The organism is Labilibacter marinus, assembly GCF_001659685.2.
Lineage (GTDB): Bacteria > Bacteroidota > Bacteroidia > Bacteroidales > Marinilabiliaceae > Saccharicrinis > Saccharicrinis marinus.
On sequence record NZ_LXYE02000046.1, the window covers coordinates 74,887 to 101,704 of the forward strand.

A 26,818-nucleotide genomic window follows, 5' to 3' on the forward strand; every position below is an offset into this window, starting at 1 on the left:
TTATCCTTTTTTTATAAAATCGTAAACTCAATTTTTAAATAAGTCAATATTATGGGACAAATTGCAAATGTTCATGCTCGTGAGATTCTTGACTCTCGCGGAAACCCTACTGTAGAAGTAGAGGTAACTTTAGATTGTGGTGTTGTTGGTCGTGCTGCTGTACCTTCTGGTGCTTCAACTGGTGAGCACGAGGCACTTGAGTTAAGAGATGGCGACAAAGGCCGTTACTTAGGTAAAGGTGTTGAGAAAGCTGTAGTAAATGTTAACGAGGTTATCGCTCCTGAATTAATCGGATATAGCGTAATTGACCAAGTTGGTGTTGATACAAAAATGCTTGAAATGGATGGTACTAAAACTAAGAGTAAGTTAGGTGCTAATGCTATTTTAGGTGTTTCTCTTGCAACAGCTAAAGCAGCTGCTGAATATTTAGAGATGCCTTTATATCGTTATATTGGTGGAACTAATGCTTGTACACTTCCTGTACCAATGATGAACATCATCAACGGTGGTTCTCACTCTGATGCTACAATTGCTTTCCAAGAATTTATGATTCGTCCAATCGGTGCTCCAACTTTCAAAGAAGGATTACGTATGGGTGCTGAAGTATTTCATGCATTAGCAAAAGTACTTAAAGGAAAAGGTCTATCTACTGCAGTGGGTGACGAAGGTGGTTTCGCTCCTATGTTAGGTGGTACTGAAGAAGCTATCGACTGTATTTTAACAGCTATCAAAAATGCTGGTTATAAAGCAGGTCGTGCAGAAGACGGTGGTGATATTTCTATCGCTATGGACTGTGCTTCTTCTGAGTTCTTCAAAGATGGATACTATGATTATAGCATTTTTGAGCCAAATGGTACTAAGCGTAACTCTGAGGAGCAAGCTGCATATTTAGCTGACCTAGTTGCTAAATTCCCTATTGATTCTATCGAGGACGGAATGGACGAGAATGACTGGGATGGATGGGTTGCATTAAACAACAAAGTTGGCGATAAGTGTCAAATTGTTGGAGATGACCTTTTTGTAACTAATGTTGATTACCTTAAAAAAGGTATCGAATTAGGAGCTGCTAACTCTATCTTAATTAAAGTAAACCAAATTGGATCTTTAACTGAGACTTTAAATGCAATTGAAATGGCTCACAGAGCTGGTTATACTTCAGTAACTTCTCACCGTTCAGGTGAAACTGAAGATGCTACTATTGCTGATATCGCTGTTGCAACTAACTCAGGTCAAATTAAAACTGGTTCTTTAAGTCGTTCAGATAGAATGGCTAAATACAACCAATTATTACGTATTGAAGAGGAATTAGGAGAAAAAGCGGTTTATGGTTATAAAGCTGTAAAAAAAGCTTAATTAAAGCTTCTTAAATTATTATATGAAGGGTGCCCGTTAGGGCACCCTTTTTTTGTTTTATAAGGCGAACAAAAATGATCAATTGATGTTCTGTTTCATGATAGAAGACGCTTAAGTTAATATAATCTACAAATAAGATAGGATTGTTATAGCTCACTTTGGTAGCAATTGTATCATTAATTTGTATATTTAAAAAAATCTAAAAATATTCTTATGGACTATATAAAGCAAAAATTACTTGAAGTTGCAGTTCCTAAAGCCGAAAAAGTTAGAAAGTTAGTAAAAGAGCATGGTGACCAGGTTATACAAAAGGTGACTATGGGCCAAGTTCTAACTGGTATGAAAGGTATGGTAGGGCTTTTAACCTGTACTTCAAAACTAGATGCTGAAGAAGGTATTCGTTTCAGAGGGTACTCTATTCCTGAGTTAAAGGAAAAGTTACCTAAAATAAATAAAGACGATGAGCCACTTCCAGAAGGTATTTTTTATTTAATGCTTACTGGCGAACTTCCCACTGATGAAGATGCCAAGTATATTAGTGAACAATGGGCACAAAGAGCTCAAGGAATTCCTTCGCATGTATATGATGTAATAGAAGCCTTACCTAAGGATGCCCACCCGATGATTCAGTTTAATACGGCAATTTTGGCCATGTCAACTCAATCACAATTCCGAAAAGCCTACTTAGTGGGTATGGATAAAAAGGACTATTGGGATCCTACTTATGAAGGTGTGATGGATTTGATAGCTCGCTTACCAATTATTGCGGCTTATATATATAGAAGAGTTTTTCATAATGGAAATCATATTGCTGCCGATCCAAGTCTTGACTGGGCAGGTAATCTAGCTCACATGATGGGGCACGACTCAGTAGAAGTGAAAAGGCTAATGAGGTTGTATATGCTTATCCATTCAGACCATGAAGGGGGTAACGTATCTGCGCATACAACACACTTGGTTGGCTCAGCTTTGTCAAATCCATATTACAGCTTTGCTGCAGGTATGAATGGTTTAGCTGGTCCTCTGCACGGAATGGCTAACCAGGATGTGATGCATTGGTTAAACAAAATGAAGAGAGAAATAGGTAGCGAAGATCCGACTGAGGAGCAAATTAAGAAATATGCTGAAGAAACTTTAAGTAAAGGAAGAGTGATACCTGGTTATGGCCATGCTGTTTTACGTAAAACAGATCCTCGTTTTCAAGTGCAATTAGATTTTGCGAATAAATATATTCCTGATGCTCCGTATATTAAACTAGCCAATCGTATTTATAATGTAGTGCCTGATGTACTATTAGCTACAGGAAAAGTGAAGAATCCTTGGCCAAATGTGGATGCTATTTCTGGTTCGTTGTTAACCAGCTATGGTATTACCGAGTACCCAATTTATACAGTTTTATTTGGTGTTTCTAGATCGCTGGGTGTGTTAACTCAGTTAATATGGGATAGATTATATAGTTTGCCTATTGAACGTCCTAAATCTCAGAATCTTCAATGGTTTTTAGATCAAGTTGAAGACTAGAACGAAATAGTCCATTTACTCCATAAAGACATAACATGTATCTTTTATTTAAGATACATGTTTTTTTATTGTTCTTTTTTGAATAAAGAAATACTATAATACAGACATTTTGCTAATTTAGCTGCAAGTATGGAATGTCGAGATTATCATTGGAAAATTTTAAAGTATATGCGTTGTTGCTTGTTGCAACTTCTCATGCTTATATTTTGCCTATTTTTTAATGGAAATCTTTTGGCTCAGAAGGATGTAAGTGTAAAAAACTACTCTATTCATGATGGGCTTTCGGGAAATGGAATTACCAGCGTTTTTCAGGATAGTAAGGGCTTTTTGTGGGTGGGAACTCAAGATGGTTTGAATATGTATGATGGGTATACTTTTAAGGTGTTTCGTCATAATCTGCAAGATAGCACTTCCATCTCAGGTAATCATATTCAATGTATAAATGAGGACACCCAAGGTAACTTATGGGTGGGCACTATAGGTAATGGTTTAAATAAATGGGATAGAAATACCGAGTCGTTTACTAGTTTTAGTAGCAAGACGAAAAAGGAATTATCGTTACCCGAGGATAATATTTATGGTTTGTTTTTCGACCAGGACTCCAGTCTTTGGGTTAAAACGGATAATTATTTATTAAATATAAACATAGACCCACTTCGTCAATCTATTTATGGATTGTATAGCCCTCCATTTAAATATCAAGAAAAACTTAATATACCCATCTTTAGAAAATCAGATACTCAGCTGTGGATTGGAACCAAGGAAGGGATTGCTCAATTTAATACAAAAGAAAAACTGTATGAAAGGATTGTAGTGGATCATCGCTATAATACTTATTCTAATGAAATCGATGCAATTAATGGTGTCGTGTCTCTTTCGGATAAATCTTATTTGTTAGCAGGTGAGCAAGGTTTGTTTCAACTAACATATATTGATAGTGCCAAGTATGAGAATAGAAGCTTGAATTTTTCTTCTAAGAAATATGGTAGTATCAATGCCGTTTATAATCATTCTTCGGGTAATATATTTTTAGGAACTAAAAAAGGGTTGAGGGTAGCTCGTTTTAACGCGGAACGTGAGCGTTTGTTTTATTACGATGCTGATTTTTTCAATCGAAAAAAGAATATCATTACCGAGGATGAAGTAACAGCTTTATATGAAGATAATTCAGGTTTGTTATGGGTGGGAACTAGGTATAGTGGCTTATTGAAACTAGATTTTAAACCTAAAAAATTTAAAAATATTAGTAAGAATAATCGCAAATTTGAAGACCTGAAGAATTTTGATATTCATAGTGTATTGTGGGATAATGAAGATTTAATTTGGGTAGGGACTGGGGATAAAGGTCTTAAGATAATAGATGTAAAGCAAGGTGGTTTTTATAGTTATGCTGTAAACAAAGCTTTAAATAAGATAGGAGAGGATAAAGTATTATCGCTTTGTAAGGATTCTAATCAACGTGTATGGATAGGTACTGTCTCTGGTATTTATATTTTTTATTTGGACAGGGGAACAATTAGTGAGTTCTCTTATGCGGAAGAGGTAGAATCGTTATTAAAACAAAATAGAATTAATGCTATTGAAGAGGATGTAGCTGGTAATATATGGTTTGGTACGCAGTTTGGACTTTATAAATATGATGGTAAGGCGATATATAATTATTTCTCAGATATAAAGGAGGGAATCTGTAGCGATGAGATCAATGATCTTTATATAGATTCAGAAGGTATATTATGGGTAGGAACCAGTGACGGCGTTAATTTTATGGATACCAATATGGACGCTCAAAGTAAGATTGGCCATCTTCGAAATGTCAACGATTCAATATCGGTTCTGAGTAATAACTATATACTTTCCATTGCTGAGGATAATGATGATAAAATTTGGTTTGGAACTCGATCAGGAATCAGTTATTATAGTAAAAAGGATGATGTATCTGGTTTTTATACGCATTCAGAAGGTTTAGCCAATGATATGGTGTATGGAGTTTTGTGTGACGATAACGAAGGTGTTTGGTTAAGTACAAATAAGGGAGTTTCGTTAATTAAGGGCAATAATCAAATTTATAACTTTGATATTTCGGATGGGCTTCCAGGTTATGTGCATAACATTGGTGCTGTAGCAAAGTCTGATTCTGGATTGTTTTATTTCGGAGGAGTTGAAGGACTAGCTTATATTCGTCCTGATTCTATAAATTATAATTTGCATCGCCCTAAAGTTGTTTTTACTTCAGTCGAACTATATCATAAAGGTAGACTAATCGAGAATATTAATACAGAGGTTGAACATATAAAATTGAAATACCGTAAAAGCTCTATGTTAAAGGTTCAGTTTGCTGCGCTTGAGTTTACAGAACCAACTAAAAATAAATATCAAGTTTATTTAGAGGGTTTTGATGATGATTGGAGGCCTATTACTTCAGATAATGAGGTGGATATATCTGATCTTCCAGCAGGAACATACACATTAAATGTAAAAGGAGCTAATAGCGACCATATTTGGTCAGAGGATCCGATATCGGTTACCATTGAAGTGGTGCCGCCTATTTGGATGTCTAATTATGCCTATGCATTCTATTTAATAGCCTTAATATTTTTAGTCCAATCTATTATTAATTATCGAATTAGGCACTATAAAACGGCGTATAAATCATTAGAGGAGAAAGCTGTTGATAAAAAGAAAATTGAGGCACAAAGGGAGTTGCTGTCTAAGATTAACCAAAGTCTTACGGACAGTATATACTATGCCAAGAGGATTCAGGAATCGATCCTTCCTTCTGAAAGAAAGATAAAGCAAATATTTCCTGATTCATTCGTTTATTTTAGACCTAAGGATTTAGTGAGTGGTGACTTTTACTGGATGCATCAGGTGGGTAATAAAACGTTTATTGCTGCAGTAGATTGTACTGGTCATGGAGTGCCTGGAGCATTTATGTCGATTATTGCCTACGATATGCTCAAGGGTATAATTAATTCAAATATTGAGCATTGTCCTGCATATATCCTAAAGCGATTGAATGAGGATGTTTTAGAAACGTTTAAGAAAAACGCTAGCAAAGGCCAAAGTGAAGCATTAAGTGTTAATGATGGGATGGATATTGCGCTTTGTATGATTGATCAGGAGCAAAAGAAAATGTCATATGCAGGAGCCTATAATCCGCTCTATTTGGTTAGAGAAAATGAAATATTTGTATACAAGGGAGATCGCTTCCCAATTGGGTACCAACATGAGAAAGAGGTGAACTTTAATAAGCATGAAATTGCCTTAGAAGATAATGATGTGTTTTATATTTTCTCTGATGGATATGCGGATCAGTTTGGAGGAGAAGATGGTAAGAAATTTAAGTATCGTAGATTCCGTCATTTATTATTGAATATTCATAAATTACCAAGCGAAGATCAAAAAGCTATTCTGCATCAGAAAATAGAAGAGTGGATGGGTGACCATGAGCAGGTTGATGATATGATTGTGATGGGTATCCGACCTTTGAAATAAAAAAAAACGGATGGCAATTGATTTTACATCGAAGGCCATCCGTTCATAATTTGTTCGAAAAGTAATTTTTTACGAATTCAATATCTTCTTTACTAGATTAGCAATTTCTTTTCCGTCAGCTTTTCCACCAAGTTCCTTTGAGGCCATACCCATTGCTTTGCCCATTTCTTTCATTGAACTAGCTCCTGATTTGGTTACAATTTCTGCAACTAACTTTTCCAATTCATCACCTGTGATTTGTTCAGGTAAAAATTGAGCAATAACTTCAATTTCGGCATTTTCTTTTTCAGCTAAATCTTCACGTCCTTGTTCTATAAAAATAGTAGCAGCATCCTTGCGTTGCTTCACCATCTTTTGCATAATCTTTATACCAGCCTCATCACTTACTTCGCCATTAGATCCTTCTGCAGTACTTGCTTCAATCAATTCTTTTTTAATACCTCTTAGTGCTTCTAAAGCCACTTTATTCTTGGCTTTCATTGCAGTTTTTATCTCTTGCGTTATTTGTTCTAACAATGTCATTTTATGTCTTTTTTTATGAATAATCTTAGTCTACATTGTCATGTAAATAAGGATTATCCCTTATGATTTTTGTTTTGCCATCTTTACCTTCCGAAATAGAGAAACGTGATACTTTATATTGACTATCGTCTTCAGGTGTTACTTCTGGCTCCTTTGACTTTTTACGCTTATATGCGGGAACATTTTCGATACGTTCTATATATCTGTCATCTTCCATTTCCTCAGGTGATATTGAGAAACGTTCTCCAACCCCCGTTGCAATTCTTCCCGATTGTGTACTTAATGATAAGTCAGGCTCCACTTCTTCTACCGGCTTTTTACGAACAGTATCTTTATAGAACATGTTAATACGTTCTTCTTTCTTCTTTTCTATAGCATCAAAGTCAATTACTCTGCTGGCACCTTCTTCAGGCTCGTCTAAATCCAATACGATGGGTTCTTCATCTTCCGGACCTATATCTTCCGTATTAAGAGGAGTTTTATCTTCTTCTCCTCCTAAAGAAAAACGCTGTACTTTGGGTTCGTTTCTGCTGGTAAATTCTGCAATATTTTTGGTGTTAAAGCCTGTAGCAATAATAGTTACGTTTACTTCGTCACCGAGTTCTTCATCAGCACCTGTACCCCAAATGATAGAAGCGCTTGTTCCAACTGTGTCCTGAACATAGTCGGTTACCTCACCTACTTCGTCCATAGTAATTTCATTAACACCAGACGTAATGTTGAGTAGGATATTTTTAGCACCTCTTATATCATTACTGTTCAATAGAGGTGACTCTAATGCATTTTCAATGGCCGATATTGCGCGATTTTCTCCTGACGCAGAAGAGCTTCCCATAATAGCTACACCACTGTCTTTCATCACTGTTTCAACATCAGCGAAATCCACGTTTATATATCCGTGTACGGTAATTATTTCTGCAATACCTTTAGCTGCAGTGGATAATACATCATCTGCTTTGGAAAACGCGTTTGAGAGTTTTAAATCTCCATACATATCGCGTAGTTTCTCATTGTTGATGACTAACAGAGAATCTACATTCTTCTCCATTTCTGATATGCCATCTAAAGCTTGATTGATTCTTAATTTTCCTTCAAACTTAAATGGGATAGTAACAATTCCAACGGTAAGAATACCCATATCTCGGGCGGCTTTGGCAATAATTGGTGCGGCTCCCGTTCCAGTTCCTCCACCCATTCCTGCAGTAATAAAAACCATTTTGGTATTATCTTGCAAAACCTTTTCAATATCTCCAATATTTTCAATGGCCGATTGCTTGCCTTTTTCGGGCTTGTTGCCAGCACCTCGTCCTTCTGTAAGCGATTCTCCTAATTGAATTTTAATGGGTACAGGGCTGCTTTGTAATGCTTGTTCATCAGTATTACATACCATGAAATTTACATCTTTAATGCCTTGGCTATACATGTGATTTACCGCATTGCTTCCGCCGCCACCAACTCCAATTACTTTTATAATACAATCCGGGTTTTGAGGTATCTCGAAACTCATTAAATCTTCACTCATGTCTTACAGTTTTATACAAAAGAGTAAAAGTCGAAAAACAATAAATAATACATCGTAAAATCTATTGTATTGCTTTTATCTTTTATCATTCAACTTTATAACTTTTTACATCTCAACGTCTTTCTCGTCGAATATTCCTGCAATGGTCTTTTTAAAACTACCAAATAAATCCCCTGTAGCATACTCTGGTCGCTCTTTACGCTTCTTTTCTTTACGAGGAGCTTGAGTACTTGCTTTGCGAGGTTGAACGTCTTCATCGTTAAATTCGTCGGAAAATAACTTTTGCTCAACTACTTTTTTCACTGGGTTATCCATAGCGCTTAATAACAAACCAATACTTGTAGAGTACATAGGTTTGTTGGCATCTTCAACATTGCCTTGCGCGAAATATTTATTAGGTATTCCTAAACGAACTTCAAGTCCTGTTCTGAATTTAACCAATTGCGGAAGATTCTTTAATAAAGATCCACCTCCAGTTATAACAATTCCCGCGCCAAGTTTATCATATAGTTTCGAGCGTTCAATCTGATACATTACGTAGTCCACAATTTCTTCCATTCGAGCTTGAATGATGTAAGCCAACGATTTGAAAGAAATCTCTTTAGGTTCCCATCCTTCAATACCAGGAATAGTAACCACCATATCTTCTCGTTCTAGATCACCTAGTGCTGATCCAAATTGTGTTTTTAAGGATTCTGCTTGTTTGTGTAATACAGCACAACCTTCTTTTACATCTGAAGTTACCACATTACCTCCGAATGGAATTACTGCAGTATGCTGAATAACACCATCGTAAAAAATGGCCACATCAGTTGTACCTCCGCCAATGTCAACCAATACTACTCCTGCTTCTTTTTCTTCCGCCGTTAGTACCGAACGAGCAGAAGCCATAGGTTCAAGAATAAGATGATTTAATTTTAACCCTACACGGTTAATGCACTTCTCAATGTTGTTAACAGAAGCTATTCTTCCCAGTACAATGTGGTAATTTCCTTCTAATCTTCGACCAGACATTCCAATCGGATTTTTAACCCCAGCCTCATTATCTACCACATAATCTTGCGAAAATACGTGAAGGATGTTTTCACCAGCTTCTAAAGGAATTTTAAAATTATCCTTATATAGTTGATCTACATCGTATTGTGTAATTTCGTGACTTGTTTCAATATATCGGTAACCTCGGTTCTGTAAGCTTTTGATATGCTGACCAGCAATACCTACATAAACTTCGTATAGCTTAACACCGTATTTCGATTCAACATTAAAAACTAAATCTTTAATGGCGTTAGTGGTTTCTTCAATATTTAATACAACTCCTCTCTTTACCCCAGTAGATGGCACTTTTTCAATGCCTACTACGTGCAGCTTACCATCCTCTCTCTTCTTTCCAACAACAGCTACAATTTTTGTGGTACCGATATCGATAGCAGCAATTATATTGGATGTATCACTCATTACTTTATTTTTTTTGTACAAATTATTTGACCTTCAAACTTTAAATTAATCTCTTTGTAATTATTCCATTCTCTGGGATGTAGCCCTTCGCTATATAATGCATAAAGGTTCTTCATCTTCAACGGATAATCTTTTAACGATCCTAAATAAATAATTTGATCGCCAACGCGGGGAGCCAAAGAAAACTCACCATTACTTTCAACATAAACTTGCTCAATTTGAGCATTCCAAAAATTGTCATGCTTAATGAACTTAGCAAAATCAATTACTTCGTTTATGCTATCTAACTTATTAATATGTCCACTCACCACAAGCACATGAGCTGTATGGCTTTTAAACAAAGGCATTTTTTCGCCGTTTTCATCTAAATAGTAAGATGAATAACCAGAGAAAATTCTACACAATGGTTTTCTTTGCTCTAGTTCAATATTTAATCTACCGCCAATTGTATAATAGGCCTCGCAATCTCTTATGGCTTCATGCTTTTTTATAAACTGCTCAATTTCTTCACAGTTAATTTGGCCTATTGAGTTGCCTAAAATGGCTGGGTACTTATTCAATAAAACATTTCGCATTTGTGTGGAAGTAACGAATTGCGTACTTAAGCTATCCTTTACAACCACTTGTACATCAGAACAAATCACTTGATTCTTCTTGTTAGATACAAATGCAAAAACCACTGGGAAGTAAGCTATCGCCAGTGTCCATAATATTATATTTTTTACTTTTCTCATTATCAACTTCTAGCCTACTTCAACCCGTTTAAATATATTTTAATAATCAAAATTTAACACTATTTATAATCAATTACTTATAAACAATTGATTCGTTTTTATTAACGATTACATGTTTGTTTTTTCCATATTTTGGTCAGTGTTATCCAAAATCGGTAATGCATAAGCTAATATGGAAAATATTTAGCTTAGAGCATCGGTTATTTTATCAATTTCTTTATCAATATCGCCTGCGCCCATCATCAATAAAATTTCTGGTTTTATATCGTTAATTTCATTTAGTAGCTCTTTTTTGGCTGTAAGCTTTTTTATGGGTAATTCAATCAAGTCTAAAATCATAGAAGATGTTACTCCTTTTATTGGTTTTTCTCTGGCAGGATATATATCTAGTATTAATAGCTCGTCTAATTTGTTTAAGCTCGTTGCAAATTCTTTATAAAAATCCTTTGTTCTAGAAAATAAATGCGGTTGAAAAACACCTGTTATTTTTTTATTTGGATACAAAGCTCTTACTGATCGTAAAGTGGCGTTGATCTCCTCAGGGTGATGTGCGTAGTCATCAATCAAAACCAAATCATCTCGTTTAATTCTGTAATCAAACCTTCGTCTGATGCCTTTAAATCCAGGTAAAGCATTTTTTATTTCTTGCTCAGTAGCTCCTGAAAGATAGGCCACAGAGCATGCTCCAACTGCATTCTCTACGTTTACTAATCCGGGTATTCCTACTTTAATTCCTTTTATTGTTTGTTGAGGTGTCTTTAGGTCAAGCTGGTAAATTCCTTTCGATAAGCTGATGTTGTCAGCGTAAAAGTCTGCCTGTTTGTCTTCTAAAGAGTATGTGAAATGCTTTACTCCTTTGCTAACTTTAAAGTTTAGTTCTATTTCTTTTTTTGACAAGAGAATTCCGTCGGATTTAACCAGTGCTGCAAATTCGCAAAAGGATTCTTTTACTGAACTATCGTCACCGTAAATGTCTAAGTGGTCTGCATCTGTAGATGAAATTAATGCTAAATGAGGGGTTAATCTCAAAAAAGAACGATCAAATTCGTCGGCTTCTAAAACTACATAATCAGATTTTTCAGATAGTAATAAGTTGGTTTTGTAGTTTTGGGCTACTCCACCTAAAAACGCGCTACAATCTACTTTTGATTGCTTTAGTAAGTGGGCGATCATGGTTGATATGGTCGTTTTTCCATGCGTGCCAGCTACACAGATGCCTTTTCGTTGATGGGTTAATATACCCAAAACTTCCGAGCGCTTTTTTACGCTAAATAAATTTTCTTTAAAGAAGTTTAATAGCTTGTTTTCTGCTGGGATGGCAGGAGTATAAACTATCAGAGTATTAACTTGATTTTTATAATCATCATCAATGCATTTTGTGTCATCCTCAAAATGAATTTCAATACCTTCCTTCTCTAGTTCGCCTGTAAGTAGGGTTGGCATTCTGTCATATCCAGCCACATTGTAGTTATTGGCTTTGAAATAGCGCGCTAATGCACTCATCCCAATCCCGCCAATTCCAATAAAATAAACGTTTTTTACCTTATTAAAGTCCATCTATTTTTGCTTTACCAACTTAAATAATTCTTCAACAATAACTTTAGCAGCATCGGGCATGGCAAACTTTTTTACATTAGATTGTAAACTTTGCAAACCTTTGTCGTCCTTCAGTAATTCTAATACTTTATCTACCAAATTTGCTGCTACATCTTTATCGGCCACCATTAGTGCTGCATCTTCCTTAACCAAAGCCATTGCATTTTTTGTTTGATGGTCTTCGGATACATTAGGCGAAGGAACAAAGATTGTTGCTTTGCCTAGTAGGGCTATTTCTGAAATAGAAGATGCTCCTGCTCTTGAAACCACAATGTCTGCCAATGAAAATGCTGCTTCCATGCGGTCTACAAAAGCCATGATTTTAATATTGTCATTTTCAGGAACTGCGCTTTTAATTTGTTCGTAATAATACTTTCCTGTTTGCCATATTAATTGAATGCCTTCGTCTACGAGCTTTTGATACCCAGTCTGAATTCCTTGATTGATTGTTCTGGCTCCCAAGCTTCCTCCAGTTACAAAAACTACCTTTTTATTTGGGTCTAAACCAAAATATTTTGCAGCTTCTTCGCGGCTCACTTTTTCTAATAAATTCTGTCGAATAGGATTACCTGTTAGGATGATTTTTTCAGCTGGGAAGAAACGCTCCATTTCAGGATAAGCCACGCAAATTTTGCTCACTTTTTTTGAAAGAATCTTATTTGTTACGCCTGGGTAGGAATTCTGTTCCTGAATAATAGATGGAATTTTTTTGTTGCTTGCTACACGTAAAACAGGTCCGCTTGCGTAACCGCCAACTCCTACTACTACATCAGGATTAAACTCCGTCACCACCTTGCGTGCTTTACGCATGCTTGCAGCTAGCTTAAAGAAAAAAGTGATATTTTTCAGTGTCAATCTACGTTGAAAGCCTGCTACGGGAAGACCTATGATTTTATATCCAGCAGCCGGTACTTTCTCCATTTCCATCTTTCCTTCAGCACCAACAAAAAGAATTTCAATTGACGAATCAACTGCTTTTAAAGCATTGGCAATTGAAACGGCTGGAAAAATATGTCCTCCAGTACCTCCTCCACTGATTATAACTTTCATAGACAAATAGATTTGAGATGAAACAAGTGTTTTGGTGTAAGCACTATTGCTTCATTTTATAATTTTATGCGGTTGCAATTCCCGCTTCTTCTTTTAATTTCTGAGCTTCTTCCATGTTGTTTCGACTCACGCTTAAGATGGCACCCATGGCCACGCATGTAAATAGAATAGATGTTCCACCCATGCTTACTAATGGTAAGGGCTGACCTGTTACTGGGAATATTCCAACGGCTACTCCCATGTTAAAGAAACCTTGAAAAACCAATAAGTAGGATAGCCCGATGGCCAGAAAGGCAGGAAAGGTTCGCATACTTCCGCGTACAATTACTCCCGCTCTAAATAAGAATACCACATAACACAGTATCATCAATAGTGCGCCAATTGCTCCCCATTCTTCCACGATGATGGCAAAGATAAAATCGCTGTAGGGGTGAGGTAAAAAATTTCGTTGGTTACTATTTCCTGGCCCTTTACCAAATAATCCTCCTGTAGCTACAGCCATCTGTGCTTGACGCGATTGATAGTTACCTTCCGAGTTATCTTCTAGTTTATCTCCTCCTACAAAATTTTCAATTCTAGTTTTCCAAGTTTGGGCACGATGTAAAAATGGGAGATAGGGCGATGCTAACATAAGTATGGTAACTAGCATTACGGCTACTCCAACTGTGCTTGCTAAATACTTGAATGGTACACGACCGATAAACATTAGCAAAAATGCGATGAAACCAATTAAAAATGCAGTTGAAAAATCCTCTGTAAATATTAGTCCGCATACAATACCTACATAGGTCATAATGGGTCTGAAGGCATCTTTTGCGCCTGCTTTATCGTCCTGATGTCGGGCTAAAGTGCGTGCTATGTACATAATTAATGCGAGCTTAGCCAGTTCTGAGGGCTGAAAAGAAATACCAATGCCAGGAACGGTTAGCCAGCGAGATGCACTATTTAAGCTTACTCCAGTTATTAATGTAATCAACAATAATCCTATGCTTGCCCAAAGCCCTACGGTGGCATACTTGGCAAACATTCGATAATCCATCTGGTGGATTCCCCAGATTATACCGATACCTACCAATAAAAATACAAAGTGTTTGAACATGTAATAGTAAGTATTTCCTCCTTGGTACTTGTATGCCAAAGACCCTGTGGAGCTATAAACTGCCAACAAGGAAATTGCAGCTAACACCGCAATCACACCCCACAATATTGGGTCACCTTTAAAATATTTTTGTAAGGTTGTTTTTAATCCCATTCTTCAAAACTTCAGCATTAAACATTCAGACATGTGTATCAAAATGCTCAATATTTATATTGAGTTTACTTCTTTAATTATCCTCTTCCGTTAAGGCAGAATAATGGTGTACGAAAACAATAATCATGCTTAAAGCAGGACGATTATTTTTTACAGATTACGTACGCATTCTTTAAATAAGCGACCGCGTTGCTCGTAATTGTCAAACAAATCAAAGCTTGCACAGGCTGGAGATAGTAATATGGAATCTCCTTTGTCTCCCAAAAAATATGCTGACTTAACAGCTTCTGCCATGCTTGATGTTTCAACAATAGTTGGAACAATTCCCTCAAAGCTCTCGACTAATTTTTTATTGTCTGTTCCCAAACATATTAGTGCTTTCACTTTTTGGCGAGCTAATTCTTTAATTTCTGCGTAATCATTTCCTTTGTCAATGCCTCCTGCAATCCAAATCACTTCCGATTCCATGCTTTCTAGCGCGTACCATGAAGAATTAACATTGGTTGCTTTTGAGTCGTTGATAAAATCCATGCCCCTTACTTTAAGAACTCTTTCTAAGCGGTGTTCTACACCTTTAAAACTTAAAAGACATTCTCTTATTTTAGGCTTTCTGATTTGAAACAGATGAGCAACAATGCCTGCTGCCATCGTGTTATAACGGTTATGTTGACCTTGAATAGCCAACTGTTCAATAAATACGCTCATAGCATCCTCCTTTAGATTAAATACTATTTTGTTATCTTGAAAAAAGGCTCCTTCGCTTATTTCTAATTTGTTTGAAAAAGGAAGTTGTTGAGCCTTTATATCTCTCTTTTTTAACTCCTTTGAAATATTTTCATCGTCCGCACAGTAAATGAAATAGTCATCTGCTGTTTGGTTTTGAATAATTCTAAATTTGGAATCGATATAATTATCCATTTTGTAATCATATCTATCCAGATGGTCTGGTGTAATGTTCATTAAAACAGCAATGTCTGCTTTAAAGTCGTACATGCCATCCAACTGAAAACTACTTAATTCCAATATGTACCAGTCTTTAGGTTCGTCCACTGCAATTTGACGAGCCAGACTTTGACCAATATTTCCTGCCAGACCTACATTTAAGCCGGCATTTGTTAATGTATGATGCGTTAATAAAGTAGTTGTGGTTTTTCCGTTACTACCTGTAATGCATGCAAATTTTGCATCGGTATATTTTGAAGCAAATTCAATTTCAGATACCACTGGAATACCCTTTTCTTTTAATTCCAATATCATCGGAACGGTATCCGGAATGCCAGGGCTTTTTACTACTTCATTTGCATTAAAAATATTTTCGTGCGTATGTTGTTCTTGTTCATACTCTATGTTGTTATCATCTAACTCCTTTTTAAAACCATCTTTAATGGCAGACTTATCCGATACGAAAACATCAAATCCTTGTTTTTGCGCCAATAAAGCTGCGCCAACACCGCTCTCTCCAGCTCCTAATATGACAATTCGTTTGCTCATGAATCTATCGAACCTTCAGTGTTACAATGGTTAATACTGCCAGTAAGATGCCTACAATCCAAAAGCGGGTCACAATTTTAGACTCCACATATCCTTTCTTTTGATAGTGGTGATGTAAAGGAGCCATCTTGAAAACTCTTCGTCCTTCTCCGTATTTCTTTTTGGTATACTTAAACCACGAAACTTGAATCATTACAGAAATATTCTCAACTAAGAATATCCCGCAAAGGATAGGTATTAATAATTCTGTTTTGATAATGATGGCAAAAACTGCAATGATACCTCCAAGTGTTAAGCTTCCTGTGTCGCCCATGAAAACCTGAGCAGGGAAAGAGTTGTACCATAAAAAGCCAATGGTTGCACCAATGAACGCACTCATAAATATTACTAGTTCCTCTGATTGAGGTATATACATGATGTTGAGATAATCTGCAAAAACCGTGTTACTGGAAACGTAGGCTAAGATGCCGAGTGTGGTTCCTATGATAGCTGAAGTTCCCGTGGCGAGTCCATCGAGCCCATCCGTCATGTTTGCGCCGTTAGATACTGCTGTGATAATAAAGATTACTGCTAAAACGAAAACTACCCAACCCCATTGTGCTGCTTTTTCTCCCATGAATCCTACAAACCACGCGTAATCAAAGCGGTTGTCCTTCATAAAAGGAATGGTTGTTTGCGTTGATTTTACATCTACTGTTGCTTGGCGCTCAACTTCTTCTCCGTCTGCGGTAGTAACAATAACCGTTTCGCCAGGAATTTTTTCGCGAACAACAACTGCATCGCTAAAGCACATGGTTAAGCCAACAATTAGTCCTAAACCAATTTGGCCTATGATTTTAAAGCGACCTGCTAAGCCTTCTTTATTCTTTTTAAATACTTTAATATAGTCATCTAAAAATCCAATACAGCCTAGCCATATGGTTGAAACTAACATTAGTATGATGTATACGTTGGAAAGTTTGGCGAACAGTAAAGTAGGTATTACGATAGAGGCAATGATGATAACACCGCCCATAGTAGGTGTGCCTTTTTTAGCTAGTTGGCCTTCTAAGTCTAAGTCGCGAACGACTTCTCCAATTTGTTTTTTCTGCAAAAGATTAATAACTCTCTTACCGAATATGGTGCCTATCAGCAAAGATACAATTACGGCTAATCCAGAACGAAATGAAATATACTGAAACACGCCTGCTCCAGGTAAATCTAACTCTTTGAGATATTCAAATAAATAGTACAACATTGTTCTTACGGATTATATCAATTCAAAAATTTCTTTTATTACTTCTCGGTCGTCAAAATGATGCTTAACGCCATTTATCTCCTGATAATCTTCATGTCCTTTTCCTGCAATCAGAATGATATCTCCTCTTTTGGAAAGCATGCAAGCTGTTTTGATGGCTTCTTTTCTATCAGTAATAGACACCACTTTTATTCTGCTCTTAAAATCAACACCTTCCATCATGTCATCAATAATGGTTTGAGGATTTTCGGAACGTGGATTATCTGATGTTAGAATAACTCGGCTGCTGCCGTTGATGGCCACGCGAGCCATTTCTGGTCGTTTGGTTTTATCTCTATCGCCACCTGCACCAACAACTGTAATAAGTTCTTGCCCTGGTTGACGAATTTGATTGATGGTTTCTATGACGTTTTTAAGCGCATCTGGTGTGTGTGCGTAATCTACTACAGCAGTAATTCCTGAGGCTGAACGAATGGTTTGAAACCTACCATCTACAAATTGTAGACGGCTAATGCTTAATAGCACATCGTCTTTTGGTCGACCTAAAGACAAGGCTACGCCGTAAACTGCCAATAAATTTTGAGCATTGAACTTGCCAATGAAAGGTGTCCATATCTCATCGTTATTAATAAGTAGTTGCATGCCTTCGAACATGCTTTCTACTATTTTGGCTTTGTAATCTGCCATTGCACGAACTGAGTACGATTTAATGTTGGCCTTGCAGTTTTGAACCATCACCATTCCGTTTTTATCATCCACATTTACAATGGCAAATGTATCTTTCGATAAATTATCGAAGAAAGTCTTCTTGGCTTTTAAATAAGCGTCGAAGGTGATATGATAATCTAAATGGTCGTGTGTGAGGTTGGTAAATACACCACCCTTATATTTTAATCCTGCTATACGTTTTTGGTCGATGGCGTGCGAACTCACTTCCATGAAGCAATATCTGCAGCCTGCATCAACCATTTGACGCATAATCTTATTTAATGCTACAGGGTCTGGAGTTGTGTGAGTGGATTCTAATTTTTCATCACCAATAAAATTGGCTACTGTACTAAATAATCCCGACTCAAAACCCATGTCGCGGAAAAGCTCATATAGTAGAGTGGCGATGGTTGTTTTTCCGTTGGTTCCTGTTACGCCTATTAGTTCTAATTCTTCTGAAGGTTTTCCGTAGAAGCCGCTAGCTATTTCTCCTAATGCAAGTGCAGAATCCTCCACCACGATAAATGTGATATTATCGTATGAATCTTGTGGTAGCTCTTCGCACAGCACAATCTCGCAACCAACAGCAATTGCTTTGGTTATAAATGAATGTCCATCAACAGTTACTCCTCTAACCGCCACAAACAAAGTTTCTTCTTTCGCTTGGCGCGAATCAAAAGTAATTTCATTAAAGCTTAAGGAGTCGTTCCCTACGAGCTCTTTTACTTTGGTCCATTCTTGTATTTGCGAAACGCTTGCCATCATTAACCTAACTTTATAATTATTCTGGTTCCACTTTTAATTCTACCTCCGGCTGTTAGTGATTGTTCTTTTACCCTTCCTCTTCCTGAAACAATTACGTTTAAGCCCATATTCTCTAGTAAAGTCACTGCATCTTTTGCGCCCATTCCTTTTACGTTGGGCACTAATCCTCGTGCAAATGACTTTCGTTTAAAGTTGACTTTGTGTTCTTGTGCTTTGGTTGATATCCAATCCGACTCCACTTCGTCTCCTTCTATGGTTACATTTAGTCTATCAAACACAGTTAATAAATCTTCTTTTTTTCCACCTTTAGAGTAAGGTAAAATACCTTCATCTGGAATTTCCTCTGCATGTTCATCTAGCATATCAAAACCAGAAGCATAAACTCTATCTGAAATTTGTTTAAAAACAGTACCTGCTACTTCATTTCCGTAATACACATTGTTTGATGGGCCATTAACGACTACAATACAGGAGTATTTAGGGCGATCAGCAGGGAAGTAGCCCGCAAAAGAAGCTTGGTACTCTACACCTCCTTTTTTGTATCCGCCTCTTCCTTTTGCAATTTGTGCTGTGCCTGTTTTGCCGGCAATTAAGTAATCTTTGTTTTTAATGTTTTTTGCAGTTCCATGTTCTACTACACCAACAAGTAGGTCGTGTACTTTTTCTATTGTGCCTAATGAGCAGATGGATGGATTTAGAACCGTAGGTTCGTATTCTTTAATTAATTCTCCATGTTCATATATGCCATTAACAAAATATGGCTTCATCATTTTACCATTATTTGCTACTGCATTGTATAATGCTAAAGTTTGCAATGGAGTAAGTTTAGATTCGTATCCTATTGAAATCCAAGGTAAAGAAACGCCAGACCATGTTTTTGAGCCTGGGTATTTAATAAATGGGTCGCCTTCGCCTTTTATTTGTAGGCCATGCTTTTTGTCGAGCCCCATGGAGCATATGCGGTTTATGTATCTTTTTGGATCCGATTTGTAGTGTTCTACAATCATTTTGGAAATACCTACATTGGATGATTTTTCAAAAACCTCACGATAGGTAATTTTTCCAAAACCACTGTGATGACTATCGCGCATCACTCTATCGTAAAATTTACAATAGCCCTTGCCTGTATCAATTGTGTCCTCTAGGTTTATATATCCATCCTCCAAAGCGGCAATCATACTGGCTAGTTTAAAAGTAGAGCCAGGTTCGGTAGCTTCGCCAATAGCATAATTAAAATAATCCTCTATATAATTTCCCTCGCTTTTGCGATGAAGGTTTACTAGCGCTTTGATGGCGCCAGTTTCAACTTCCATTAGTATGGCTACCCCGTGATGTGCGTTGTGTTTAATTAATTGCTTGCGCAGAGAATTTTCGGCCACATCCTGAATTTCGATATCGAAAGAAGTCATTACATCTTTGCCGTTTCTAGGAGGCATTATTTCTTCGGGTATCCAACGACCCGAAATACGTGTGAATGTATTTACTCCGTTTTGTCCTTTTAGTTCTTCGTTATAAGCACGTTCTAGGCCAACCATTCCACCTTTTTCTTTCTCTTCGTAAAGCTTACCTATGGTGCGAGAAGCTAAAATTCCGAAAGGTTTTTTTCTTCGGTCTAATTGTTCGGGTATGAAACCGCCAATATTTTTCCCTAAACGAAAAATTGGAAACTGTTTTATCTTTTTAAGCTCCGTAAAGCTCACTCGTCTTCTTTGAATTCTGTAATAGCGGCGACCTTTTTGTCGTGCATCCTTAAGACTTTTTTTGTATGCAGATGCAGACTTATCCTTAAAGAAATTAGAAAGGTACCAGCCTAAGCTGTCTACGTTATCTTCAAATATTTCGTCGGTTAAGCCGTGCGCCATCATATCCATATATAAACGATAGCTTGGAACTGAGCAGGCTAGTTTGCGCCCGTCGCTGGCTAATATATTTCCTCTGTTCGCTTCAATCTCTCGCTCTTGGCTGGTCATTTTCTCCTCCATGGCATGCCATTCGGGCCCTTCCACTACTTGCAGGTAAACCACCTTTCCGAATACGACAACAGCCAACACTACCAGTGCCAGATAGATGACACCCACTCTCCATGTTATGTCTCTTTTTATTGTCATTTGCTAATCTCTCTCTTTTACTACAATTCTTCTTGGTGGCTCTGTTAATTCTTCTAAATGAATACCTGCTTCTCTTACTTTATCTAAAATGACCGACTGTTTGCTGAAATACATTAGGTCGGAAGAAGTGGTGATGGCTTCTATCCTGAGTTCTTGAATTTCTTTATTTAGTGTTGCAGCTTCTTTTAATAGTTTTTCAACCCTAAAGTGGTTGGATATATATGAAAAAGCCAACATGGTTAAGAATAAGAAATAGGGTAGTTGCTTAACTACAACTTGGCGCGTAAAAAACCTCCCTGTCACAAAATCTCGCAGCGATATCTTTTTAAAGGAGATGTCACCCGAATCTTCAAATTCTTTATCTTTCCGCTTCCTTTTAAACACCTCTATAGTTTTTCAGATATTCTAAGCTTGGCACTTCTTGACCTTGTATTTCTTTCTAATTCCTCGGCTGTTGGTAAAATTGGCTTACGACTAATGGCTTTAAAAGGCACTATAGTTTTTCCGTAAAAATCTTGATCTGGCTGAGTTTGATCACAGTCTCCTGTCTTCATGAAATTCTTCACCAACCTATCTTCTAGTGAGTGATAGGAAATTACCACTAAGCGGCCTTCTGGAGCTAATACATCTTTAGTTTGCATCAGCATTTCTTTTAAGGCTTCCATTTCGCGATTTACTTCGATACGTAAAGCTTGAAATACTTTGGCTAAAAATTTATTTTTATCGCGAGCAGGAACGCATGGTTCCGCTACTTCGAGTAAGTCGGATATGTTTTTAAATGGTCGCGCTTGGCGTTGAGATAAAATACCCCGAACTAACTTACCTGCATTTTTAATTTCTCCGTAGGTTTTAAAAATCTTGTATAAATCGTTCTCCTCGTAATCGTTTATCACATCGGCTGCAGTTAAATCGGCCTGCTTGTTCATACGCATGTCCAATTCTCCTTCAAAACGAAAAGAAAAACCTCTTTCTGGGGTGTCGAAGTGATGAGAAGAAACGCCCAAGTCGCCAAGGATTCCATCTACCTTTTCTATACCAATATATTTTAAGAAATGCTTTAAATAGCGAAAGTTATGACGAACAAAAATCAAGCGTTCATCATCTGGGCGATTTTCGTAGGCATCTTCATCCTGATCGAAAACAATTAGGCGGCCACCTTTAAGTTGTTTTAAAATTTCTTTGGAGTGGCCTCCTCCGCCAAAAGTAACATCAACATATACTCCATCTTCTTTCAGATTGAGCCCATCAATACATTCATGCAATAATACTGGCACATGATACACTTCCTCCATTACTCTCCCTCCTTTAATTCTGCATTAGAACTTCTACCCAAAATTCCTTCCATCATGTTAGCTAATTCATCATCACTCATCTCTCCACCTTCAAACTCTACCTTGCTCCATATCTCTATTTTATCGTCCACACCTACCATCACCACTTCTTTGGGCAATTTAATTTTCTCCATCAAACGTTTTGGCATTAGCATTCTGCCATTGGCATCAAATGTTATTTCGGCAGCGGCCCTAATGTATTGACGATAGAACTTATTTTCTTCTCGGTTAAACATGTTCACCTTGGAGCGAACTTCTTCCATATGAGTTTCCCAGTCGGGATATGGATATACCAAAAGGCAGTTTCCGTACAAGTCTTTTCTGACCACAAAACGGTTCTCTTCCATGGTATTCATCACCTTTTTGAAGAGAGAAGGTAATACAATCCGTCCTTTGGCATCCGCCTTGCAAACAAAATCACCTATAAATGTGGCCATTACACTTTAAAATTAATTGTGGTAAAAGTATGAAATTTATAAACCACAATCAACCACTTTATGACACTTTAATCCACTTTGTTGATAAGTTTTTTAAAAATTGGGTAAGAATGCCTTTTTTTTTATCGTATGGAGTGAGGGGAATGTGAACGTTAACTATTTTGATATAAGATATAATTTGCCTGTTTAGTTAATGTTCTGCATTGAGTTAATTAATTAGGTAATCTATTGCTTATATTTGAAATTAATATTATCTTTGTATCAACTCATAGTTTAGGGTTAGGTTTGGTTAAAGATTAAAAAGCCATTGTCAGAACGTTTGACAGTGGCTTTTTTTTATGCTATAATTTAATCTGTACTCTTTTGAATGTATATTTCGTGAGATTATTTATTTGTAAAGTATATCTGAAGTCCAGAATTATCATGTTTTGTTTGCTGCCACACAACGGAGTTATCTTCAGTATCAAAAAGAAATTTAGATTCTTTTAGTTTAGTTTTTACATCGTAATATTTTGACCCCATAACATTACCTGTAGAAATAATTTCAAAATAAGTCTTTTTAGTAGTATATCCACTTACAACAATATAATCATCGTCAAGACTAATATATGTTTTGCATGTCCTTTCTTCAATTATTTTTTCATCAACATTATTTGAGTTTATTTCTACTGCTAATACATGGTTGTATGAATTTTGGGATTTCTCTTCGTCCTTAGTTTTACCTTCAATCTTATTCACTGTGGTACTGACTGCTTTTTCGGCTTGAATATTTGAAGTGTTTGATATTCCTTCAATTGTTATTCCTTGCTTACATTCTTCACTATCAGGATACCTTTCCTCTAATTCAGCAAGCATTGCTAAGCTCTTAGAATATTTTTTGTTGTCATAATACTCTTGAGCTTTAATTATTAATTCTTTAGAAGAACATAACTTGCTTTTGATAGTCTCTTCTGATTGAATATGAGAATTATTAGTATCTTTTTTTGCAGTTCTTTCTGTGCAACTATTAAAGAAATATGCACTAGTAAATAATAGGGTTATTAGTGTTATGTTTTTCATGTAGGCTACTTGATTAGGTTTGAAATTGTTTGATTTACCAATGCATAATATGCAGTTAGGTTTGGAGAGACTTTATTTATTATGATTAATCTTAATTTCATAAATCTTTGGCCATAATTTACCTGTAATATAAACCCTATCCCTTATTGAATCATAAGCTATTCCATTCATTTCTAATGATCCGTTAAAAACGCTTTTTGCATTAGTAGCATATGAACTTAAATCAAGCACTCCTATAACTCTGCCATTAGTTGGATTAATTTTGACGATAGTGTTTGTCATCCAAACATTTGCATAAATATAACCATGTATAAATTCTAATTCATTAAGATAACCCTTTGCAAAACCATTCTCTGTAACATTAATCTCCTTTATAACAGAACAATCCTCTGGATTTAAATAGGTTAAAATATTAGTACCGTCTGACATAATCAAATTAGTACCATCTGTAGTCATTCCCCATCCTTCTTTACTTGGGATAGCAAATTCGGCAATCTTTTTAAAGCTATTTACGTCGTATATAAAACCTGTTTTACTTTTATAGGTTAGTTGATAAACTCTTTCATTTAAAATTACTATTCCTTCACCAAAATACTTGTTATGATCTATTTCAACCTTGGTCTTAACATGACCTGTTCGAAGATCAACTGTGCCTATTTCAGATCTTGTTCGAGGTAGTTCTTTGGGAGAACCAGTGCTTTCGTACAACCTACCATCATGAACCAACAAACCTTCTGTAAATGAATTTGTACTATGTGGATAAGAACCTATGTAATCAAATCCTATTAACGGGATATCCATTTCTGTACCTATTTTATTTGATTGATCCTTAGGGCTGTTACAGCTACACATTAACAATGCAATTGTAAGTGTTTGAATTAATCCTCTTGACATTTGGTTATTGATCATTTATTTGGGTTTTAAGAGACTATTTAAGTTTTAGACTTCGGTTGGCGACAATTATTTCTTCATTAAAGTAAGTTTTATTCCCAAAGCAGATAAAATACCTGCTTTTTTCCCTTGAGAAATACTTCGTCCAAGGATATATATAGTCAGCTCCTGGAGTTAAATTCAAAATTAATTCTTCTATTAAAAAAGCCCCAAAGTTTATTACTCCGAACATAGATTACTTACTTTAGTTTAAACTGTTGACAATGGGACCTATATAAGCAGTGCAGGATTTCAAAGCTCTAAACTATTAAGTTATACTGCCGTTTATCAATTGTTTTAACGATAAATATAGCACTTTCTCCGTATTACTTATCACATTGTTATAACACGTTTTGTTATTCTAATATTTCTCTCATCTAAGAAAGAATAGACTTCATCAATACCCTATTGTCTATCCAATTCAAGGATGAAAAACCACATGTTTAGAATTTAAATTAGTTACAATTTCGGCTGTTTTAATAATTTTAGCACACCTCTTTAATAACTATCTGCCAAAGTATTATAGGTTTCAATTTTTTTATTTTAAGATGGTGATATAGGCTGATAAATTGTATGTTTGACTACAGAAACCAAAAGCCAGTATGATTGTGGCTGTTTGGATAAACCATTAAGTACTAAAAGCGATGCAGAAAATTTTGTTTTTTTTATTGACAGCCATATTCAGTATGGGTTCCTTAAGCGCAAGCCCAAGGTATAAAATACAAATGATTGATATAGTTCATGGGCAAAATTTTTGGCAGAATGCCTATATTCTATATAATGCTGAAACTAAAGATGCCATTTTGATTGATCCTGGAAAAGTTGACAATCAAATTGAAGATTATGTTAGAGCAAATAAACTAATCATTAGAGCAATTATCAACACTCATGGTCATGGTGATCATGTTGGGGGAAATGCACATTATAAAGCATTATACAAGGTAAACATTTATGCCCACATTGCTGAAAAAAGTAATCACCGTACAAAAGATATTACTACATTTTTCGAAGAAGACCAGCTTCCAATAATTGAGGGCTTTAAAGAGCTTAAGTTCTACCATATCCCAGGACATACGTCAGGAAGTATAGCTATTCATATTGAAGATATTTTGGTAACCGGAGATACCTTACAAAAAGAGGGAATTGGCAGTACCCCAAACAAAACAACCGAAGAGGATGAAAAGTACACCAAAATGGAGATCAATAGTATTAAAACCAAATTAATGATTTTACCCGATACTACTTTAGTATATCCGGGGCATGGTTATGAAACAAGCATTGGCTATGAACGAAAAAATAATGATTGGCTGGAGTAATTCTTGCTGGCACTTTACTGGTACATAATAGCAATTTGTACCTCAATTTGTTTCTCATTTAACCTATTCTTTTAATGCCTATCTGAAAAGGAAATAAACAATGGCCATTATTCCCTTTTTATGATGATTTTCGTGAAATATTGATTCATGTTTTTTAGCGTAATTTAAATCTGTGAAGTGTTTTTACATTTTCTTTTCGCTGATACCAATCATTATATACCAATTCCAATGAGTCTACTTTAAATGAGCCAAAATTGTAATGCCGATATTCTTCCAAAATATCCAAAAACTTCTCTTTATTCTTAAATTTTTCTTTCAGCCTTAAAATTGTTGAATGGGCGGTTTGAATAGAATATCGTTTATCCATTGACTGCTCTAGGTCAGTTTGCCTAAAGTCAGCTCTTAAGTTGTTCCGGAACTGGTTTAAAATATCATTTTTTAAAAATCCTTGTACCATTAAACAAGATGGAGAGGCAGTCAGACCTCTAAACTCGATATTAAAACCACTTAGTCCTTTGATACTTTTGTTAATTGTATCGATATAGTTTTCAACTCTAATCTGATTAAGATCAAATTCATCATAGCAAGAAATTATTGACATTACGGTTACATGTATATCCGAACTGCGATAATAGTATTGGTGTGGTTCTATTGCTTTTACTTTGGATAGTAATTTCTGAATATTGGTCTTTACTATATTGTCAGGTCGAAGTAAAAGAGTTATTCCGTATCTTTTATCATTATCCGAATCGATTAACTGGTCAGTTTGATAAGAGTCTGATTGTATCTTCTGTATTGAATCTTGATATAGTTTATTATAGTGCTCTTGAAGGTTCATTATTTAATTCATTTTCTAAACTCACCTAATATAGCAACTTTTTCCTCCCAATCTAACAGCCCAGAACTTGATTGAGGTAGTTATTTGTTTGTTCCACA

General features: G+C 36.1%; 21 protein-coding genes. 4 read left to right on the forward strand and 17 right to left on the reverse strand.

From position 1 onward, the window contains the following. Positions 1-51: 51 nt before the first annotated feature. The 3 genes from eno to A8L32_RS19240 all read left to right on the forward strand — a co-directional run bounded on the left by eno (position 52) and on the right by A8L32_RS19240 (position 6,369). Positions 52-1,353, forward strand: a complete 1,302-nt coding sequence (eno, locus tag A8L32_RS19230) for a phosphopyruvate hydratase (RefSeq protein ID WP_066632660.1) — start codon at positions 52-54, stop codon at positions 1,351-1,353. Between the two features lie 213 nt (positions 1,354-1,566). Further along, on the forward strand, positions 1,567-2,874 hold the full coding sequence (locus A8L32_RS19235) for a citrate (Si)-synthase (RefSeq protein WP_066632662.1): 1,308 nt from the start codon (positions 1,567-1,569) through the stop codon (positions 2,872-2,874). Between the two features lie 231 nt (positions 2,875-3,105). Next, positions 3,106-6,369: a ligand-binding sensor domain-containing protein gene (locus A8L32_RS19240; RefSeq protein ID WP_158027264.1), complete on the forward strand. Its 3,264-nt coding sequence runs from the start codon at positions 3,106-3,108 to the stop codon at positions 6,367-6,369. 69 nt (positions 6,370-6,438) lie between these two features. On the opposite strand, the gene A8L32_RS19245 is transcribed toward A8L32_RS19240, so the two are convergent. The 16 genes from A8L32_RS19245 to A8L32_RS19320 form a co-directional block, all read right to left on the reverse strand. Further along, the gene (locus A8L32_RS19245) at positions 6,439-6,891 is read right to left on the reverse strand and encodes a GatB/YqeY domain-containing protein (protein ID WP_066632670.1); all 453 of its coding nucleotides are present in this window, start codon (positions 6,889-6,891) and stop codon (positions 6,439-6,441) included. A 25-nt stretch (positions 6,892-6,916) separates the two neighbouring features. Continuing rightward, positions 6,917-8,413, reverse strand: coding sequence for a cell division protein FtsZ (gene ftsZ / locus A8L32_RS19250; protein ID WP_083631410.1), 1,497 nt, complete (start codon positions 8,411-8,413; stop codon positions 6,917-6,919). Between the two features lie 105 nt (positions 8,414-8,518). Further along, positions 8,519-9,868, reverse strand: coding sequence for a cell division protein FtsA (gene ftsA / locus A8L32_RS19255; RefSeq protein WP_066632754.1), 1,350 nt, complete (start codon positions 9,866-9,868; stop codon positions 8,519-8,521). Then, on the reverse strand, positions 9,868-10,602 hold the full coding sequence (locus A8L32_RS19260) for a cell division protein FtsQ/DivIB (protein WP_066632673.1): 735 nt from the start codon (positions 10,600-10,602) through the stop codon (positions 9,868-9,870). The genes ftsA and A8L32_RS19260 overlap by 1 nt, the downstream gene beginning before the upstream one ends. Before the next feature lie 183 nt (positions 10,603-10,785). Continuing rightward, entirely contained in the window at positions 10,786-12,159 is a 1,374-nt protein-coding gene (gene murC, locus A8L32_RS19265; protein WP_066632677.1) for a UDP-N-acetylmuramate--L-alanine ligase, read from the reverse strand. Beyond that, positions 12,160-13,248 carry an undecaprenyldiphospho-muramoylpentapeptide beta-N-acetylglucosaminyltransferase gene (murG, locus tag A8L32_RS19270; RefSeq protein ID WP_066632680.1) on the reverse strand — a complete coding sequence of 363 codons (1,089 nt, stop codon included), beginning with the start codon at positions 13,246-13,248 and terminating at the stop codon, positions 12,160-12,162. 64 nt (positions 13,249-13,312) lie between these two features. Next, the gene (locus A8L32_RS19275) at positions 13,313-14,500 is read right to left on the reverse strand and encodes an FtsW/RodA/SpoVE family cell cycle protein (RefSeq protein WP_066632682.1); all 1,188 of its coding nucleotides are present in this window, start codon (positions 14,498-14,500) and stop codon (positions 13,313-13,315) included. Between the two features lie 150 nt (positions 14,501-14,650). Beyond that, positions 14,651-15,991 (reverse strand): UDP-N-acetylmuramoyl-L-alanine--D-glutamate ligase, encoded by a 1,341-nt coding sequence (gene murD / locus A8L32_RS19280; RefSeq protein ID WP_066632684.1) that lies wholly within the window; start codon positions 15,989-15,991, stop codon positions 14,651-14,653. A gap of 4 nt (positions 15,992-15,995) precedes the next feature. Next, entirely contained in the window at positions 15,996-17,228 is a 1,233-nt protein-coding gene (gene mraY, locus A8L32_RS19285; protein ID WP_066632689.1) for a phospho-N-acetylmuramoyl-pentapeptide-transferase, read from the reverse strand. A gap of 12 nt (positions 17,229-17,240) precedes the next feature. After that, positions 17,241-18,701, reverse strand: a complete 1,461-nt coding sequence (locus A8L32_RS19290) for a UDP-N-acetylmuramoyl-L-alanyl-D-glutamate--2,6-diaminopimelate ligase (RefSeq protein WP_066632691.1) — start codon at positions 18,699-18,701, stop codon at positions 17,241-17,243. After that, positions 18,701-20,809, reverse strand: coding sequence for a penicillin-binding protein (locus A8L32_RS19295; protein ID WP_066632693.1), 2,109 nt, complete (start codon positions 20,807-20,809; stop codon positions 18,701-18,703). The genes A8L32_RS19290 and A8L32_RS19295 overlap by 1 nt, the downstream gene beginning before the upstream one ends. A 3-nt stretch (positions 20,810-20,812) precedes the next feature. After that, the gene (locus tag A8L32_RS19300) at positions 20,813-21,193 is read right to left on the reverse strand and encodes an FtsL-like putative cell division protein (protein WP_083631411.1); all 381 of its coding nucleotides are present in this window, start codon (positions 21,191-21,193) and stop codon (positions 20,813-20,815) included. A 2-nt stretch (positions 21,194-21,195) separates the two neighbouring features. Continuing rightward, complete coding sequence (gene rsmH, locus A8L32_RS19305) at positions 21,196-22,101, reverse strand: 16S rRNA (cytosine(1402)-N(4))-methyltransferase RsmH (protein ID WP_066632704.1); 906 nt, start codon at positions 22,099-22,101, stop codon at positions 21,196-21,198. Continuing rightward, entirely contained in the window at positions 22,101-22,577 is a 477-nt protein-coding gene (gene mraZ / locus A8L32_RS19310; RefSeq protein WP_066632707.1) for a division/cell wall cluster transcriptional repressor MraZ, read from the reverse strand. Before mraZ ends, rsmH begins: the two co-directional genes overlap by 1 nt. Positions 22,578-22,961: 384 nt before the next feature. After that, the gene (locus A8L32_RS19315; protein WP_066632710.1) at positions 22,962-23,636 is read right to left on the reverse strand and encodes an outer membrane protein assembly factor BamD; all 675 of its coding nucleotides are present in this window, start codon (positions 23,634-23,636) and stop codon (positions 22,962-22,964) included. Positions 23,637-23,708: 72 nt separating this feature from the next. Further along, positions 23,709-24,545 carry a glutaminyl-peptide cyclotransferase gene (locus tag A8L32_RS19320; protein WP_083631412.1) on the reverse strand — a complete coding sequence of 279 codons (837 nt, stop codon included), beginning with the start codon at positions 24,543-24,545 and terminating at the stop codon, positions 23,709-23,711. Between the two features lie 746 nt (positions 24,546-25,291). Between A8L32_RS19320 and A8L32_RS19330 the strand changes: the two genes are divergently transcribed. Further along, positions 25,292-25,882: an MBL fold metallo-hydrolase gene (locus tag A8L32_RS19330; RefSeq protein ID WP_158027265.1), complete on the forward strand. Its 591-nt coding sequence runs from the start codon at positions 25,292-25,294 to the stop codon at positions 25,880-25,882. Positions 25,883-26,036: 154 nt separating this feature from the next. Here the strand turns inward: A8L32_RS19330 and A8L32_RS19335 are convergent, their stop codons facing one another. Further along, positions 26,037-26,720 (reverse strand): 2'-5' RNA ligase family protein, encoded by a 684-nt coding sequence (locus A8L32_RS19335; protein ID WP_066632724.1) that lies wholly within the window; start codon positions 26,718-26,720, stop codon positions 26,037-26,039. Positions 26,721-26,818 lie beyond the last annotated feature (98 nt).

Coding starts and splice junctions, on each gene's coding strand:
- A8L32_RS19320 (WP_083631412.1), bottom strand. CDS start 24,545: ATGATCAATAACCAAATGTCAAGAGGATTAATTCAAACACTTACAATT.
- rsmH (WP_066632704.1), bottom strand. CDS start 22,101: ATGGAGGAAGTGTATCATGTGCCAGTATTATTGCATGAATGTATTGAT.
- murC (WP_066632677.1), bottom strand. CDS start 12,159: ATGGACTTTAATAAGGTAAAAAACGTTTATTTTATTGGAATTGGCGGG.
- eno (WP_066632660.1), top strand. CDS start 52: ATGGGACAAATTGCAAATGTTCATGCTCGTGAGATTCTTGACTCTCGC.
- mraY (WP_066632689.1), bottom strand. CDS start 17,228: ATGTTGTACTATTTATTTGAATATCTCAAAGAGTTAGATTTACCTGGA.
- murD (WP_066632684.1), bottom strand. CDS start 15,991: ATGAGCAAACGAATTGTCATATTAGGAGCTGGAGAGAGCGGTGTTGGC.
- A8L32_RS19235 (WP_066632662.1), top strand. CDS start 1,567: ATGGACTATATAAAGCAAAAATTACTTGAAGTTGCAGTTCCTAAAGCC.
- A8L32_RS19260 (WP_066632673.1), bottom strand. CDS start 10,602: ATGAGAAAAGTAAAAAATATAATATTATGGACACTGGCGATAGCTTAC.
- mraZ (WP_066632707.1), bottom strand. CDS start 22,577: ATGGCCACATTTATAGGTGATTTTGTTTGCAAGGCGGATGCCAAAGGA.
- A8L32_RS19335 (WP_066632724.1), bottom strand. CDS start 26,720: ATGAACCTTCAAGAGCACTATAATAAACTATATCAAGATTCAATACAG.
- ftsZ (WP_083631410.1), bottom strand. CDS start 8,413: ATGAGTGAAGATTTAATGAGTTTCGAGATACCTCAAAACCCGGATTGT.
- A8L32_RS19275 (WP_066632682.1), bottom strand. CDS start 14,500: ATGGGATTAAAAACAACCTTACAAAAATATTTTAAAGGTGACCCAATA.
- A8L32_RS19330 (WP_158027265.1), top strand. CDS start 25,292: ATGATTGATATAGTTCATGGGCAAAATTTTTGGCAGAATGCCTATATT.
- A8L32_RS19315 (WP_066632710.1), bottom strand. CDS start 23,636: ATGAAAAACATAACACTAATAACCCTATTATTTACTAGTGCATATTTC.
- murG (WP_066632680.1), bottom strand. CDS start 13,248: ATGAAAGTTATAATCAGTGGAGGAGGTACTGGAGGACATATTTTTCCA.
- A8L32_RS19290 (WP_066632691.1), bottom strand. CDS start 18,701: ATGATGGCAAGCGTTTCGCAAATACAAGAATGGACCAAAGTAAAAGAG.
- A8L32_RS19295 (WP_066632693.1), bottom strand. CDS start 20,809: ATGACAATAAAAAGAGACATAACATGGAGAGTGGGTGTCATCTATCTG.
- A8L32_RS19245 (WP_066632670.1), bottom strand. CDS start 6,891: ATGACATTGTTAGAACAAATAACGCAAGAGATAAAAACTGCAATGAAA.
- ftsA (WP_066632754.1), bottom strand. CDS start 9,868: ATGAGTGATACATCCAATATAATTGCTGCTATCGATATCGGTACCACA.